This is a genomic window from Tessaracoccus bendigoensis DSM 12906, assembly GCF_900141915.1.
GTDB lineage: Bacteria > Actinomycetota > Actinomycetes > Propionibacteriales > Propionibacteriaceae > Arachnia > Arachnia bendigoensis.
This window is the reverse complement of record NZ_FQZG01000008.1, coordinates 20,736-36,661: the sequence shown is the minus strand read 5'-3', so window position 1 is coordinate 36,661 and position 15,926 is coordinate 20,736. Positions and strand designations below refer to the sequence as shown.

Below are 15,926 nucleotides of genomic sequence, written 5' to 3'. Positions count from 1 at the left end.
CGCTAGCCACTACGCTACGCCCCGTGGTGCGCCGTGGACCTTGTCAAAGAGTGTTTGACAAAGCCACCGGCACATCGAGCGGATGACGGGAATCGAACCCGCGTAGCTAGTTTGGAAGACTAGGGCTCTACCATTGAGCTACATCCGCAGAACCGCGGATCAGCATATCAGCGATCCGCGGAAACCACATGTCAGCCCTTGAGGCCGAGGAAATCGACGAGTTGGGGCAGCTGTCGCTGCGACTGGAGACGCCCCGCGTCGTAGACCGCGCGGAGCTTCGTCACGTCCCTCTCCGAGTTCCGGATCGGCATCTCATCGGGGAAGATCAGGAACGCCTGCCCGGCCTCCTCCAACGCCAGCAGTTCGTCCAGGCTCCGGTTGTAGTTCGTCGGTCGTGCCAGGAGCGCCTCTGCCACCGCGGGATACCTGCGAAACACCGACCGGTAGGCCGCAGGCATCCGGGCGTTCTGCTTGCGGTAGCCCCGGGTCCTGGTCATGACGACGACGAACCTGGTATAGCCGGCGGCGCGGGCCGCGTCATAGGCGAAGCCGCCGGTCGGGCCGAGCGCGCCGTCGCAGTATTCGACCCCGTCGATGGTGGTAAACGGCATCAAGGCTGGCATGGTCGAGGAGGCTCGCACCCTTTTCATGAGCATGGGCAGGGCGACCATATCTTCGCGGCCCCAGTAGACCATCTCGCCGTCGCTGCACCTGAGCGCCCCGATCGCGACCCCGGCCGGGTTTGCCTGGAAGCGTTCCCAGTCGAAGGGGAGCGCCTGGTCGGGGGCTGAGGTCCGTTCATAGATCCACTCGGCGTTGAACACCCCCTTGCCCTGTAGCCAGGTCCGCCAGTCGCCGAACTCGGGCTCGGCGGCGAAGTCGGTGAACGACCGCTCCGAACGAGCGGTGTCGCGCGAGACGTAGTTGGCCAGGCAGGTGGTGCCAGCCGAGATTCCGCCGACCCAGTCGGCGTGGATGCCCGCCTCGAGGAGTGTGGTCACGACACCGGATGAGAACGCTCCGCGCATGCCTCCGCCCTCGAAGACCAGGGCAGTGTCGGTGACGTTATTGTTCATGGATTCCCGCACGCAGCCATGCTAGGTCGTGGCCCAACGGCGACAACGGGCTGGGGTGGGTGAGTCACATGGTGGCGCCGTTGTGCTACGCGCCGTGGCACCCCGATTGGTCGAGGCCGCTGGGGCGGATAGACTGGCCCGCGAACATTTTTCAACCTCAGGAGTCCTTTCGTGCCTAGCACCGTTGAGAAGCTGAGCCCGACGCGGGTCAAGCTCACCGTCGAGATCCCGTTTACCGACCTCCAGCCGTATCTTGATAAGGCGTACAAGGGGATCGCCGAACAGGTCAACATCCCCGGCTTCCGCAAGGGTAAGGTACCCTCCACCGTCATCGACCAGCGGTTCGGCCGGGGCGCCGTGCTACAGGAGGCCATCAACGAGGCCATCCCCGCCGCCTACAACGTCGCCATCGACGAGGCCAAGGTGTGGCCGATGGCCCAGCCGCAGGTCGACGTCACGAAGCTTGAGGACAAGGAACTCGTCGAGTTCACCGCCGAGGTCGACATCCGCCCCGAGGTGACGCTGCCCGACCTGTCGACCGTCGAGGTCACCGTCGACGCACCACAGTCCGCCGACGACTTCACCAGCGAGCGTCTCGAACTCCTCCGTCAGCGGTTCGCCACCACCACGGAGGTCGACCGGGCCGCTAAGGACGGCGACGTGCTGAGCATCGACCTGGTCGCTACGCAGGACGGGGAGGAACTGCCCGACGCCACCGCGGAGGCCATCACCTACAAGGTCGGCGAAGAGAAGAACATGCTCGAGGGCCTCGACGCGGCCGTCACGGGCCTCAAGGCCGGGGAGTCGAAGAAGTTCACCTCCACGCTCGTCGGGGGCCAATTCCGCGGCCAGGACGCCGACATCGAGGTCACCGTCAAGACTGTGTCCGAGCAGGAGCTGCCCGACCTCGACGACGACTTCGCCCAGATGATCTCCGAGTTCGACACCGTCGAGGAGATGCAGGCCGACCTACGGAAGGCCGCCGAGCAGCAGGTCAAGGCCGAGCAGCTCTCCGACGCGCGCGACAAGGTCCTCGAGGCCGTCGTTGAGGCGACCGACTTCGAACTTCCCGAGGCCGTCCTCGCAGGTGAGAAGGAAGGACGACGCGCAGAGGTGCAGCGCCAGCTCGCACAGGGCGGCCTGACCGTTGAGACCTACCTTGAGCAGGCAGAGGACGAGGAGGCCGAGACCGCAGACGAGTTCTGGGCCTCCATCGACACCCGTTCCACCCAGGCACTCCGCGCCCAGGTGATCCTCGACGTGTTCGCCGACGAGAACAAGGTCGACGTCTCGCAGCAGGAGCTCACCGAGATGATCTTCCGTCGCGCCCAGCAGAACGGTTCCTCGCCCCAGGACGAGATCAACCACATGATGGAACACAACCACATGGCTGAGTGGATGCAGGAGATCCGTCGCGGCAAGGCGCTGGCCCAGATCTGCGCCGCCGCCAAGGTCACCGACACCGACGGCAACGTGGTGGACATGTCGCTGCCGACCCCCGAGACCGCCGAGGACGTCGCCGACGAGGTCGAGGAAGAGAAGGCCGCAGAAGCCAAGCTTGACTGAGTGAGGCAACGCCACCCAGGCCGCCGTCGTCCCATCCGTGGGACGACGGCGGCCTCTTTGATACCTCTGACGGATAGACTCAGCGCCGCATCAGGAGGGACTTGCATGAACAACCAGGAACAACGCTCAGGCGAAGACGCGTCGGAGGTCGTGCCGCCGGAGCCCGAGCAGGCGGAAGGTGGCGCCGTTGCGGTTGCCGTTCCCGCCGCTGAGGAGCCCGACCCGATCGATCCAGAGCCGGAACAGGACGCGCAGGGGGCCAAGCGAACCGGGCTGCCCCGACTCGGGCTTGTCGCGGTGATCGTCGCCGCCGTGGCACTCTCGCTCGGACTGTTGCAGGATCTCTCGAGCACCATCGCACCGATGTTCCTTGCCTTGAACCTTCTGATCGTCGCCTACCCCATCTTCACCGCACTGCGGAAGGTCGGGACGCCGAAGCTCGTCGCTGCGGTGGTGACGATGCTCGCGGTGTTCATCGTCCTCGTCCTGGGAATCCTCGCCATCGTCTGGTCCGTCACCCAGGTCGTCACCGTGCTCAGTGGCTACAGCTCACAGTTCACTTCGATGTACTACTCGGTGGCCGAGTGGCTCGCGCAGTTCGGCCTCGACCAGGAAGCCATGCTCAACGCGCTGAGGTCCATCTCGCCATCCAACATCATCGATGTCGCAGGGTCGATCCTGTCGGGTACCTCCGCAGCCACCGGCATCCTGGCGGTGACTGTGGTCGGCATCGTGTTCATGACCTTCGATCTTCCCTCGGTCGACGAGCGATTGGGGATCACGCAGCGTCTGCATCCCGGGCTCACCGACTCGATCGGGGCAGTCACCGTCGGGATCCGGCGCTACTGGGTCGTCACGACCATCTTCGGCCTGATCGTCGCGCTCATCAACGGTGGTGTGATCCTTGCACTCGGGATCTCCCTACCGGCTGTGTGGGTCATGCTGACCTTCATCACGAACTACATCCCCAACATCGGATTTGTCATCGGCCTGGTTCCGCCCGCTCTGCTCGCGCTGGTGGAGAAGGGCCCTGTCGCCGCGTTGATAGTGGTGATCGCGTTCTGCGTCATCAACTTCGTCATCCAGTCGCTGATCCAGCCCAAGTTCACGGGCGACGCGGTGGGCATCACCCCGACGGTGTCGTTCATCTCGCTGCTGGTGTGGGCCTGGGTGTTCGGTGCACTCGGGGCCTTGATCGCCCTGCCCGCGACGCTGACCGTCAAGGCACTGCTGATCGATCCAGATCCCAGAACCAGGTGGCTGAACGCGTTCATCAGCAACGAGCCGCGCAGCGCCGCCGGTTGAACAGTCCTGCGTTGACGCCTGAGGCGAACTTCGAGGTGTCGGTCTTGGGTGCTAGCCGATAGCCGGTAGGTTAGTGGGGTGACTCAGAACCCAATCGACGCACTCCGCATGGCCGGGCCGGGTACCTCCGGCCTCGGCATGACTGACAACGTGTACGCGTCGCTGTTGGCCAACCGCATCATCTTCCTCGGCTCAGAGGTCAAGGACGACAACGCCAACGCGATTTGCGCGCAGATGCTCCTGCTAAACGCAGAAGATCCCGAAAAGGACATCTACCTCTACATCAACTCACCCGGCGGCTCCGTCGACTCAGGCATGGCGATCTTCGACACCATGCAGTGGATCAGCAACGACGTCGCCACGGTCGCGATGGGCCTGGCTGCCTCAATGGGTCAGTTCCTGCTCTCGGCAGGCACGCCCGGTAAGAGGTTCGCCCTGCCGCACAGCCGCATCATGATGCACCAGCCGTCGGGTGGCCTCGGCGGCACGGCCTCCGACATCCGCATCCAGGCCGAGCAGTCGCTTCACATCAAGAAGACGATGGCCAACCTGATCGCGAAGCACACGGGCCAGACGATCGAGCAGATCGAGGCAGATTCGGACCGTGACCGGTGGTTCACCGCCGAGCAGGCCCTCGAGTACGGATTCATCGACCACGTCTTTGAGCGTGCGTCCCAGATCAAGTCGGAGGCTCCGAACCAGTGATGACCAACTTGCTGCCGCAGGGCTCCGCGCCCGCAGGCATGGACATGAACTACTACATCCCCCAGTGGGAGGAACGCACCAGCTACGGCGTGCGCCGCGTCGACCCCTACACCAAGCTGTTCGAGGACCGGATCATCTTCCTCGGCACCCCGATCAACGACGAGGTCGCCAACGCGGTGATGGCGCAGCTGCTGTGTCTGCAGTCGCTCGACCCGGAACGCCAGATCTCGATCTACATCAACTCGCCCGGCGGTTCGTTCACTGCGTTGACAGCCATCTACGACACGATGCGCTACATCAAGCCCGACGTCCAGACCGTCTGCCTCGGGCAGGCTGCCTCGGCGGCCGCGGTCATCCTCGCGGCAGGCACCAAGGGCAAGCGGCTGGCGCTTCCGAACTCCCGCATCCTGATCCACCAGCCTGCGACGGAAGGTGGCTACGGCCAGTCGTCCGACCTGGAGATCCAGGCCAGGGAGATCCTGCGCATCCGCTCCCTTATGGAGCAGATGCTCGCCTCCGACACGGGCCAGAGCGTCGAGAAGGTCAGCAAGGATATCGAGCGCGACAAGTTCTTGACGGCACAGGAGGCCGTCGAGTACGGCATCGTCGACGACATCCTGCCGTCGCTGAAGGAACTCGACTGAACACTGCCGAACAGGCGCCGTCCCGCATCGGTGGGACGGCGTCGCTGGTTGGGCGCGGCACACCGATTTGGAAGAACCCAAACCAGGGTGTCGCGCCCCGCAGGAGCGGTCGACGGGTAGTGTGGGACAAACAGTTGATCAAGGCATCGAGGGGGTGGACGGCGTGGCGCACATCGGTGAATCGAGCGACCTGTTCAAGTGCAATTTCTGCGGCAAATCCCAGAAGCAGGTCAAGAAACTGATCGCCGGGCCCGGCGTCTACATCTGCGACGAGTGCATCGGCCTGTGCAACGAGATCATCGAAGAGGAGTTTCCGGTCCCCTCCGACTCCGGCCTGTCGAACGACCTGCCTAAGCCCCGTGAGATCAGGGATTTCCTCGACACCTATGTCATCGGCCAGGACGCGGCGAAGAAGGCGCTCTCCGTGGCGGTCTACAACCACTACAAGCGCATCCAGTCCGAGCAGAACCCTCACCGTCGCCGGGCGGAGGCCGAAGAGGTTGAGGTCGGCAAGTCGAACATCCTGCTGATCGGTCCTACCGGTTGTGGCAAGACCTATCTGGCTCAGACCCTGGCCCGCATGCTGAACGTCCCGTTCGCGATGGCAGATGCCACGGCGCTGACAGAGGCCGGCTACGTCGGCGAGGATGTGGAGAACATCCTTCTGAAACTGATCCAAGCCGCCGACTTCGACATCGCGAAGGCCGAGACCGGAATCATCTACATCGACGAGATCGACAAGGTCGCCCGCAAGTCGGAGAACCCGTCGATCACCCGCGACGTATCGGGCGAGGGTGTGCAGCAGGCGTTGTTGAAGATCCTCGAGGGGACCGTTGCGAGCGTCCCACCGCAGGGCGGTCGCAAGCACCCGCATCAGGATTTCCTCCAGATCGACACCACAAAGGTGCTGTTCATCGTCGGGGGCGCGTTCTCCGGCCTCGAGGAGATCATCAATCAGAGGGTGGGTAAGCGTCCACTGGGGTTCAGCACGGGGGAATCTGCCCAGCGCAAGTCCGACGTCGACCCATTCGCACAGGTGCGCCCTGAAGACCTGCACAAGTTCGGTCTCATCCCCGAGTTCATCGGCCGACTGCCGATGCTGACCACCGTCAGCCCCCTCGACCGGGAGTCGCTGACCCGCATCCTGGTCGAGCCGAAGAACGCCCTGACCCGGCAGTTCCAGAAGCTGTTCGACCTGGACGGCGTCGAGCTCGAGTTCACCGACGAGGCGATCGAGGCCATCGCCGACCTCGCGCTGGCTCGCGGCACGGGTGCCCGTGGACTCAGGGCCATCATGGAGGAGTTGCTCCTCGACGTCATGTTTGAGGTCCCTTCCGAGAGCGATGTCGCGCAGGTGCTGGTCACCCGCGAATCCGTAGAGGGGGCCGAGGCCCCGAAGCTTCTGCCGAGGGCAAAGCTGGCCCGCCGGCGCGACCTGTCCGCCTGACCAGGGAACGCGAACGCGGGGGTCGCTGATTACTCCGAAAATCGGGGTCCGAGTCACGCGGTAGGCTCGCCCTCATGTCTTATCTGCGCTACCCCCACCTGCACGGCTCCGCCCTCGTCTTCGTCGCCGACGACGATCTGTGGCTCGGGGCGGTCGATGGCGGACGGGCATCCCGGCTGACCTCCGGGGAGCTGACGGCGCGGAGCCCCCGATTCTCACCCGACGGTTCCCGGATCGCGTTCGTCTCCTCGTCGGCGGGCGGTCTCGACACCCATGTCGTGGCACTGGACGGAAGCGTCAAGAGGTTGACCTGGCTCAGCGCGCGGCGCATGCAGGTGTCGGGTTGGTTGGACGAGGCACACATCCTTGTCAGTTCCGACCACGCCTCGGTCCACCGGGTGGACGCGTCGATGTATTCCCTGTCCCTGGACGGGGAGTTGCGGCGCCTGCCCTGGGGAGCCGCGACCTCCGCGGCAGTCGACCATAGGGGGAGAGTCGCGGTCGCGAGCGCGAACTTCCGTGACCCTTCCGGTTGGAAGCGCTATCGGGGAGGGATGGCTGCCCGGCTCCACGTCTCCGACGGTGCAGGCCATTGGAAGCGACTGCTTCGGAACGAGGAGGCAGGGCTGTTCGGCCCCACGTGGATCGGCGACCGGATCGTGTTTACCTCCGACCGAGGGGAGGAGCCGGATGTCCAGGCCCAGGTCTGGTCGATGACGGCTTCAGGCAAAGACGTGCGGCAACACACCTGGCACACAGCCGAGCAGGGTTACGCCCGCGATGCCACCAGCGACGGGCACGCCGTCGTGTACCACGCCCGCGGTCGGCTCTATCATCTTTCCGGCCTGGATGAGGAACCTCGCGTGATCGACATCACGGTTCCGGCGGGCGCCCCCCGGCCCATTCCGGTGGCCCCGACCGACCGCTTGGAGAGCATCACCCCCGACCACGGTGGGGATGCCTCCCTGCTCGAATGGCGAGGCGCGGCCTACTTGATCACGCACCGCGGCGGACCAGCCAGGGCGCTTGCCGACAGGCCGGGCGTGCGGGTGCGCGAACCACGCCTGCTCGGCCGTACCGGATCTGCGGTGTGGGTCAGTGACATCGGTGGTGACGACTGCCTTGAAACCCGTCAACTGGACGGTGACAAGGACCCGAAGCGTTTCGCGGCCGGGCGCCTCGGGAGGGTGCTTGAAATCGGACCGGACCCGGCCGGCACGAAGGTCGCGGTAGGCAGCCATGACGGCACCGTGTACCTGGTGGATCTGGCGCGCGGGACGGTGAAGAAGATCGGGCGCTCGCCGGGCGGCGAGCCGAGCGGGTTCACCTGGTCTCCTGACGGTCGCTACCTGGTGTGGCGCAGCGCCGTCGCCAATGAGGGGATGCTCGGACGGCTCGTCGGTTTCGACCTCTCGGCAGAGAGCGCGTTCACCCTGACCAGGGGGCAGTTCAACGACTTCTCGCCCGTGTTCACGCCCGATGGGAAGCACCTCTGTTTCCTGTCGAGCCGCACGATCGACCCCAGCTATGACGAGTTGGGTTTCGACCTCAGCTTCACCAACACCGTCCGACCATGGCTCGTGCCGCTGAGCGCAAGCGAACCCGCCCCGTTCGGGCCGACCGCAGACGGCTGGCCGATCAGCGACCCGCACGAAAAGGAGGGCGACTCCAAGGACGACACACCGGCCCCGGACGGCCGGGACGAGGCCCGGGAAGAGGAAGCGGCCCCCGTGCTCGACAACGACGGCTTCGAGGACCGGATGGTCGCGTTTCCGGTCCCGTCCGGCCGCTACGCGGCGCTGCAGGCGACCAAGGAAGGCTTCGTGTGGTTGTCGCTGCGCTCGGTCGGGGAGCTGGGCGCGCTGCGCGCAGGGGTCGAGGGCGAAGTCAAAGACCAGATCGAGCACTTCTCCCTCAAAACACGGAAGGTCAATGTGGTCGTGGACGCGGCCGACTCGGCGACCGTCTCAGGCGACGGCGAACGGCTCGTCGTGCGCAACGGAGAAGACGTCTGGGTCCAGGCCGCGGAGCAGGCACCGGGAGATGACGACGAGGCGAGGGTTCACGTCGACCTGAGTCGGCTCCGCCGCGAGCTGGACCCCCGAAGTGAGTGGCGGCAGATGTTCGAGGAGAACGCCCGCCTGATGCGGGACCATTTCTGGCGCGACGACTTCGACGGCGTCGACTGGGGGAAGGCGGTGTCACGGTACCGACCGCTCCTGGAAGAACTGGCGACGTATGACGACCTGGTCGACGTGCTGTGGGAATGCGTGGGTGAACTGAACACCTCCCACGCCTACATCTCTCCAGCGGAACAGGGAGACGAAAGTCCCCGCGTGGCGTACCTCGGCGCCGAGTACTCACGCAACGCCAAGGGCCAGGTGGTGATCGAGCGGGTGCTGCCGGGTGAGAACTCCGACCCCTCCGCCCGTTCTCCCCTGCGGGCGGCAGGCGTGGCTGCGTCCGCGGGCGATGTGATCCTCTCGGTCGACGGCAGGCCGACCGCGGAGGCGGCAGATATCGGTGAGCTGCTGCTCGGCGCTGCGGACAAGGTGGTCGAGCTGACGCTGGCGCGCGGCAGCCAGAAGAGGCGGGTCGCCGTCGTTCCGACCTCAAGCGAGTCGTCCCTGAGGTACCACGAGTGGGTCGCAGGCCGCGTCGCCTATGTCGCACGGTACTCGTCGGACAGGATCGGCTACGTACACGTGCCCGACATGGCGGCGTCGGGCTGGGCCGAGTTCCAAAGGCTGGTCGAGGTCGCGATGCGGCATGAGGGCGTGATCGTCGACGTGCGGTTCAACGGGGGTGGCCACACCTCGGAGCTGATCCTGGAGAGGATCGGGCGGAAGGCGATCGGTTGGAGCGGGGCGCGCCACCTGGACGTGCTCGGCACCTACCCGTCGCAGGCCCGTCGGGGTCCTGCGGTGTTTCTCACCAACCCCTTCGCGGGTTCCGACGGCGACATCGTGACCGCCGCTGCCCAGAACCTCGGGCTGGGGCCGGTGGTCGGGGAGCGCAGCTGGGGCGGCGTCGTGGGCATCGACGGCCGGTTCAACCTGGTCGATGGCAGCGAGGTGACTCAGCCGAGGTACTGGATCTCGTTCGACAAGCAGGGGTTCGGCATCGAGAACCACGGCGTCGACCCTGACGTGGTCGTCGAGGTGGGGCCGGGGGAGTGGGAATCCGAACGCGACGTGCAGTTGGACAAGGCGATCGAGATCGCGCTCCAGTCGCTGGCCGAGTCGCCTGCCTCGACCCCACCACCGCTCGATCCGCCGCGCTTCGTCAATTAGCCGGTCGAGCCAGGCGCCTGCGAGGCAGGCAGTGGCCGATTCTCGTGTCCGGACGGATCAGAATCGGCCACTGGTCGATTTTCGGGAGTCGCGTCGCGCAACTCCCGCGGTGTTCAGTTGCTCTCGGCCAACTCCACAACCACCGACAGCGGTTCGCCGGACTCCGCCCACGTCACGTCACCGCTGATCCGGCCGACCGCCCGAAGGTCGAGCTCGATCCCGCGGAGTCGGGCGACGACGTCGGCGGGTCCCGAGAAGGCCGCGAGGCTGACGGCCGTCTTCATCGATACCTTCGCATTCGACTTGGCACCCCGGATGGCGATCAGTGCCTGCGCCACATCGTCCAGTAGCGTCGGGTCACCTTCGACTGCCAGTTCGGTGACCGTCGGCCACGCGGCGGCGTGGACCGACGAGTCGTTGGTCCAGCGCCAGACCTCCTCCGTGGCGAACGGCAGGAACGGTGCGAACAGCCTGAGCTGGACACCCAGCGCGATGCTCAACGCGGCCTGTGCCGAGGCGCGGCCCGCGTCGTCGCCGGTGTAGGCCCGTTCCTTGACGAGCTCCAGGTAGTCGTCGCAGAAGGCCCAGAAGAATGTCTCGGCACGCTCCAACGCGGTCGTGTAGTCGAACTCCTCGAATGCTGCGGTCGACTGGGCGACGACGGCGGCGAGGCCGGTCAGCATCGCTAGGTCGGCCGGGTTGGTGACGGAGGCGAGCGAGCCCGGTTCCTCAGCAAGCGACAAGACGAACTTGCCCGCGTTCAGAATCTTCATCGCGAGGCGGCGGCCCACCTTCATCTGGGTTTCATCGAATGGTGAGTCCATGCCGGGGCGGGCCATCGCGGCACGCCAGCGGACGGCGTCGGAACCGAACTTGTCGAGGATCTCCGTCGGGACGACGACGTTGCCCTTCGACTTGCTCATCTTCTTGCGGTCGGGGTCGACGACGAAACCCGAGATCGTTGCGCGCTTCCACGGCAGCGCATCGTTTTCGAAGTTGGCCCGCACGATCCGGCTGAACAGCCACGTCCTGATGATGTCGTGTGCCTGCGGCGCCATGTCCATCGGGAAAGTGAGGCCGAACAGTTCCGCGTCGCGTTCCCAGCCGGTGGCGAGTTGTGGGGTGAGCGACGACGTCGCCCACGTGTCCATCACGTCCGGATCGGCCATGAACCCGCCAGGATGGTTCCGCTGTTCCTCGGCATAGCCGGGTGCGGCGTCGGCCATCGGGTCGACCGGCAGCGATGTTTCATCCGCGACTATCGGGTGGTCGTAGTCCGGCTCACCGTCGGCATCCAGGGCGTACCAGATCGGGAAGGGCACTCCGAAGAAGCGCTGACGGGAGACGAGCCAGTCGCCGTTCAGGCCACCCACCCAGTTCTCGTACCGGTGACGCATGTGCTCCGGCGTCCAGGCGAGTTCCTCGCCCCGCGCCATCAGGCGCGCCTTCAGATCGTCGTCACGGCCGCCGTTGCGGATGTACCACTGGCGGGTGGCGACGATCTCCAGGGGCTTATCGCCCTTCTCGTAGAAGTTGGCCATGCGGGTGGTGGCCTTCGGTTCGCCATCGAGGTCGCCGCTGTCCCGCAGCGCCGCGACGGTCGCCTCCCGTGCAGAGAACGCCGTCTTGCCCGCCAACGGTTCGTAAGCCGAGGCGTTGACGACCCACTCCGGTGTCTCGGCCTGGAACCGGCCATCGCGCCCGATCACCGTGCGGGTCGGCAGGTTCAGCTCGCGCCACCAGGTGACGTCGGTCAGGTCGCCGAACGTGCAGCACATCGCGATGCCGGCGCCCTTGTCAGGCTCGGCGGCCGGGTGCGCTAGCACCGGGATCTCGACGCCGAAGAGGGGAGAGGCGACGGTGGTTCCGAACAGGTGGCTGTAGCGCTCGTCGTCGGGGTGTGCGATCAGGGCGCACACCGAGACCAGCAGTTCGGGGCGGGTGGTCTCGATGTAGACGGGGGAGCCGTCGGCGCGGCGGAAGGCCACGCGGTGGTAGGCGCCCGGGTAGTCACGGGCCTCGAGTTCGGCCTGCGCGACCGCGGTCTGGAACGTGACGTCCCACAACGTCGGCGCATAGCTGAGGTAGGCCTCGCCGCGTGCGAAGTTGCGGAGGAATGCCTTCTGGGCGGTGCCCTGCGAGGTCTCCGAGATCGTCGTGTACAGCGTGCTCCAGTCGACCGAGAGCCCTAGCTGACGCCACAGATTCTCGAACGCCAGTTCGTCGACCGCGGTCAGCTCGTGGCACAGCTGGATGAAGTTGCGACGGCTGATCGCCACCTGCCGCTTCGGGTCCGGTTTGGCCGGGGGCTGGAAATCGGGGTCGTAAGGGATCGACGGGTCGCAGCGCACACCGTAGTAGTTCTGAACGCGTCGTTCGGTGGGGAGGCCGTTGTCGTCCCAGCCCATCGGGTAGAAGACGTGCTTGCCGTTCATGCGCTGATAACGGGCGATGGTGTCGGTGTGGGTGTAGCTGAACACGTGCCCCACGTGCAGCGAGCCAGAAACCGTCGGGGGAGGGGTGTCGATGGAGAACACCTGGTCGCGCGACTCCGGCCTGACGAACGCGTAACAGCCTTCGTCCTCCCATACCTGCCCCCACTTGGCCTCGAGGCCTTCGAGAACGGGCTTTTCCGGGAGGGCGCGCTGATGCGCGTTGGCTGCAGTCATGCGCCCGATCTTAGTTGGCTGCGCGGGCGACGGTGAAACCAGGCGGAGGGTCGCTCGGGCCGGACATGGCAACGGCCCCGGGGATCATCCTCCGATGTCCCCCGGGGCCGTTTCCCCGGATCGGGTCAGCTGTCGATCTGCTTGCCGCCGGCCTCCCAGGCTTCGGTGATCGCCCGCAGCATGTCGTCCACGGTCGGCTGGATCAGCACGTTGTTGGACTCGTCCGCGAACTGGAGCTGCTGGCCGCTGACGAGGTAGGTCGGGGTACCGGTGATCTTGTCGTCGTCGAACCTGCCCTGCGTGTCGCGCACGAACTGGTCGTAGGCCCGCTCGTCGTAGAGCTTCTGGAACTTCGTCAGGTCATCGCCCTCGATGCCAGCCTCTTGGGCGAACTGGTCGCGGAGTTGCTCCTTGGTATAGCCGACACCCTCGGTCGGCTGGTTGCGGAACACGGTGTCGTGGTACTCGCGGAACTTCCCGACCTCATCCGCGGCGGCAGCCGCGATCGCGGCCCGCTTCGAGTCGCCGTCCTCCACCCGGCTGCCGTCGATCTTCTGACCATCCAGGAAATAGACGCTACGGACCTCGACCGTGATCTTGTCCTCGGCCACCAGCTGCTCGGTGATCGGGCCGTAGGTTGTTTCGCGTGCGGCGCAGGCGGGGCACTGGAAGTCCTGCCAGATGACGAGGTGCGGCTTGTCCTCCGAAGGCTGTTTGCCGTCCATCAGGATGCCATAGCTCGAGGTCGCGTTGGGAGGCGTCGCCTGATCGGCGGTGACCCCACGACCGGCGGTGACGGCCTGGATCACAACGATGGCCAGGACCACGACGACTACCACGGCCGCCAGCCCGATGCCGGCGAACGCGATCCGCTTGTTGCGCTTGCCGCGCTCCTCCTGCTCCTGCTGCTGGCGCAGCGCGGCGCGCTTACTCAGCGACGAGTTGTTAGCCATGTGCCGGGTGCTCCTTGTGTGGCGTGACATTGGCCGCGGCCTGTGCGGTGCGGCGGAACCATGGTAGCCGCCCTCGAAAGAGATCGCGCATTCAACTACCTGTTGTCCAGGACGGGATGTCGGATGATCGCCAAGTCCGAGGCTGGACAGTACCCTGAAGGCACGATGAGCCACTCCACACATGAAGAACTGACAGCAGCGCTCACCTCAAGGTGGCCTGAGCACCGTGTCGCTCCCAGCCTCAACCGCATCTCGGCGCTGATGGAACTCCTGGGCGACCCACAGCGTGCGATGCCCGTGATCCAGGTGGCGGGGACCAACGGCAAGGGCAGCAGCGCGATCATGATCGACTCGATCCTGCGGGCGGCGGGGCTTCGCGTCGGCCGCTTCGCGAGCCCGCACCTCAGCGACGTCCGGGAACGCATCGTCATCGACGGAGAGCCGATCGGGGTCGAGCGGTTCGACGAGGTGTGGGCCGAGATCGAACCCTACGTCGCGATGGTCGATGAGCAGAGGCTCGACGGCGTCGAAATGACCTTCTTCGAAGTCATCACCGGCATGGCCTACGCAGCCTTCGCCGACGCCCCCGTCGACGTCGCCGTAGTCGAGGTCGGCCTCGGCGGACGCTGGGACGCCACCAGCGTCGCCGACGCCACCGTCGCGGTCGTCGCACCAATCGGGCTCGACCACACCCACATCCTCGGCGACACGATCGAGGAGATCGCGGCCGATAAGGCCGGCATCATCAAGCCAGGGTCCACGGCGGTTCTGGCAGGCCAGGATCCGGCCGCAGCCCGGGTCCTGCTGGAACGCGCCATGGAGGTCGGCGCACCTATCAAGGCGGAGGGGCCCGACTTCGGCGTCATCGAGCGGTCCCTCGCGGTCGGGGGGCAGTTGCTGCGTCTGGAGACGTCGGAGGGCCCCGTCGGCGACGTGTTCCTGCCGCTCTTCGGTGAACACATGGCCCGCAACGCCGCATTGGCGGTGGCCGCGGTCGGAGCGCTACTCGGCGCTGGCTCGCCCAGCCCGGAGGTGGTGGTCGAAGGCCTCGGTGCCGTCGAGGCACCCGGTCGCCTCGAACTGGTGCGCACCTCGCCTCCCATTGTGATCGACACGGCCCACAACCCGCAGGCCGCGCGGGTCACCATCGATGCGGTTACCGAAAGCTACGACTTCGACCCCGTCATCGGCGTCGTCGCCATGATGCAGGACAAGGATGCAGAAGAGGTACTGGAGATCTTCTCCGAGAAGATGGATCAGGTCGTCATCACCAAAGTGTCGTCGAGCCCCCGAGCGAGAGAGGTGGACGATCTGGCCGCCGTCGCCGAGACGATCTGGCCCTCGCATCAGGTACACAGGGCCGCCACCATGGCAGAGGCGCTCGATCGGGCAGTCATGCTCGCCGACACCACCAGCAGCCAGGCCGGGGTCCTGGTCGCCGGATCGGTGATCGCCGCGGGTGAGGCCAGGGAACTACTCAAGAAGGAGAGCCAGGAATGACTCTCGCTCCCGACAACCCGATGCGTGTGCCCGCAATGAGCACGCTCATCTTCCAGATCATCGTCGTCTGGCTAGGCTATATCGGCATGATTCAGGTTGCCGAGGTCGGCCTCGGGATCGCCGCCGGATGGTGCGCCGCGGTGTCCGTCCTGTGTCTCGTAGGTGCCGGGGGATTGCGCCACCGGTGGGGCTACCTGGTCGGCTGGGCCGCGCAGGCAGGCACGATCGCACTCGGTCTGCTGACCCCCTGGATGTATGCGATGGGTATCATCTTCGCGTTGATCTGGATCACCTGCATCGTCCTGGGCAGGAGAATCGAGACCCGCCCACGAGAGGAGAGCGCCGGATGAACGCGCGCACGCTGGTCATCATCAAGCCCGACGCGTTTGCGGCTGGCCATGTCGGTAGCATCCTGCGCCGCTACGAAGAGGCGGGGCTCAGGATCCTGGCCATGGAGAGGCGCACGATCGGCCCCGACTTCGCCGACCTCCACTATGCGGAGCACGTCGGCCGGGATTACTACCTGCCGCTGCGTAAGTTCATGACCGAGGGACCGCTGGTCGCAGTCGTGTTGGAGGGCGAGGACGCGATCCGGCTGGTACGCACCATCAACGGGGCGACCGACCCGGCGCAGGCGGACGAAGGCACGATCCGCGCCGACCTCGCTGAGTCTCATAGGCGCAACGCCGTGCACGCCTCCGATTCTGAGGAATCGGCGGAAGCCGAGATCGCGCTCTGGTTCCCCGACCTCTGACGCGACACGCCGAG

At 65.9% G+C, this 15,926-nt stretch carries 12 protein-coding genes and 1 tRNA gene; 9 read left to right on the top strand and 4 right to left on the bottom strand.

What is annotated here, in order from left to right:
• Positions 1-77: 77 nt before the first annotated feature.
• A tRNA-Gly gene (locus BUC15_RS02830) sits at positions 78-148 on the bottom strand.
• Between the two features lie 43 nt (positions 149-191).
• Positions 192-1,076, bottom strand: coding sequence for a patatin-like phospholipase family protein (locus BUC15_RS02825; protein WP_175558226.1), 885 nt, complete (start codon positions 1,074-1,076; stop codon positions 192-194).
• A 171-nt stretch (positions 1,077-1,247) separates the two neighbouring features.
• Here BUC15_RS02825 and tig point away from each other — a divergent pair, with 171 nt between their 5' ends.
• The 6 genes from tig to BUC15_RS02795 all read left to right on the top strand — a co-directional run bounded on the left by tig (position 1,248) and on the right by BUC15_RS02795 (position 10,036).
• Entirely contained in the window at positions 1,248-2,642 is a 1,395-nt protein-coding gene (gene tig, locus BUC15_RS02820; protein WP_073186038.1) for a trigger factor, read from the top strand.
• Between the two features lie 105 nt (positions 2,643-2,747).
• Positions 2,748-3,947, top strand: a complete 1,200-nt coding sequence (locus BUC15_RS02815) for an AI-2E family transporter (protein WP_073186037.1) — start codon at positions 2,748-2,750, stop codon at positions 3,945-3,947.
• A gap of 108 nt (positions 3,948-4,055) precedes the next feature.
• Positions 4,056-4,652 (top strand): ATP-dependent Clp protease proteolytic subunit, encoded by a 597-nt coding sequence (locus BUC15_RS02810; RefSeq protein WP_073186087.1) that lies wholly within the window; start codon positions 4,056-4,058, stop codon positions 4,650-4,652.
• Positions 4,653-4,696: 44 nt separating this feature from the next.
• On the top strand, positions 4,697-5,296 hold the full coding sequence (locus tag BUC15_RS02805) for an ATP-dependent Clp protease proteolytic subunit (RefSeq protein ID WP_073186086.1): 600 nt from the start codon (positions 4,697-4,699) through the stop codon (positions 5,294-5,296).
• Between the two features lie 163 nt (positions 5,297-5,459).
• A complete protein-coding gene (gene clpX, locus BUC15_RS02800) occupies positions 5,460-6,743 on the top strand; it encodes an ATP-dependent Clp protease ATP-binding subunit ClpX (RefSeq protein WP_073186085.1) in 1,284 nt (427 codons plus the stop codon).
• A gap of 74 nt (positions 6,744-6,817) precedes the next feature.
• Positions 6,818-10,036 (top strand): S41 family peptidase, encoded by a 3,219-nt coding sequence (locus BUC15_RS02795; protein ID WP_073186036.1) that lies wholly within the window; start codon positions 6,818-6,820, stop codon positions 10,034-10,036.
• Between the two features lie 113 nt (positions 10,037-10,149).
• Here BUC15_RS02795 and valS read toward each other — a convergent pair whose 3' ends face one another.
• The gene (gene valS, locus BUC15_RS02790; protein ID WP_073186035.1) at positions 10,150-12,705 is read right to left on the bottom strand and encodes a valine--tRNA ligase; all 2,556 of its coding nucleotides are present in this window, start codon (positions 12,703-12,705) and stop codon (positions 10,150-10,152) included.
• A 125-nt stretch (positions 12,706-12,830) separates the two neighbouring features.
• A complete protein-coding gene (locus tag BUC15_RS02785) occupies positions 12,831-13,658 on the bottom strand; it encodes a DsbA family protein (RefSeq protein ID WP_073186034.1) in 828 nt (275 codons plus the stop codon).
• A gap of 123 nt (positions 13,659-13,781) precedes the next feature.
• Between BUC15_RS02785 and BUC15_RS02780 the strand changes: the two genes are divergently transcribed.
• From BUC15_RS02780 to ndk, 3 genes are read left to right on the top strand one after another with little or no spacing between them, the layout of a single operon-like run.
• The gene (locus tag BUC15_RS02780) at positions 13,782-15,158 is read left to right on the top strand and encodes a bifunctional folylpolyglutamate synthase/dihydrofolate synthase (protein ID WP_245787864.1); all 1,377 of its coding nucleotides are present in this window, start codon (positions 13,782-13,784) and stop codon (positions 15,156-15,158) included.
• On the top strand, positions 15,155-15,508 hold the full coding sequence (locus BUC15_RS02775) for a DUF4233 domain-containing protein (RefSeq protein WP_073186033.1): 354 nt from the start codon (positions 15,155-15,157) through the stop codon (positions 15,506-15,508). The genes BUC15_RS02780 and BUC15_RS02775 overlap by 4 nt, the downstream gene beginning before the upstream one ends.
• Positions 15,505-15,912 carry a nucleoside-diphosphate kinase gene (ndk, locus tag BUC15_RS02770; RefSeq protein WP_073186032.1) on the top strand — a complete coding sequence of 136 codons (408 nt, stop codon included), beginning with the start codon at positions 15,505-15,507 and terminating at the stop codon, positions 15,910-15,912. The genes BUC15_RS02775 and ndk overlap by 4 nt, the downstream gene beginning before the upstream one ends.
• The last annotated feature ends 14 nt before the right edge of the window (positions 15,913-15,926 follow it).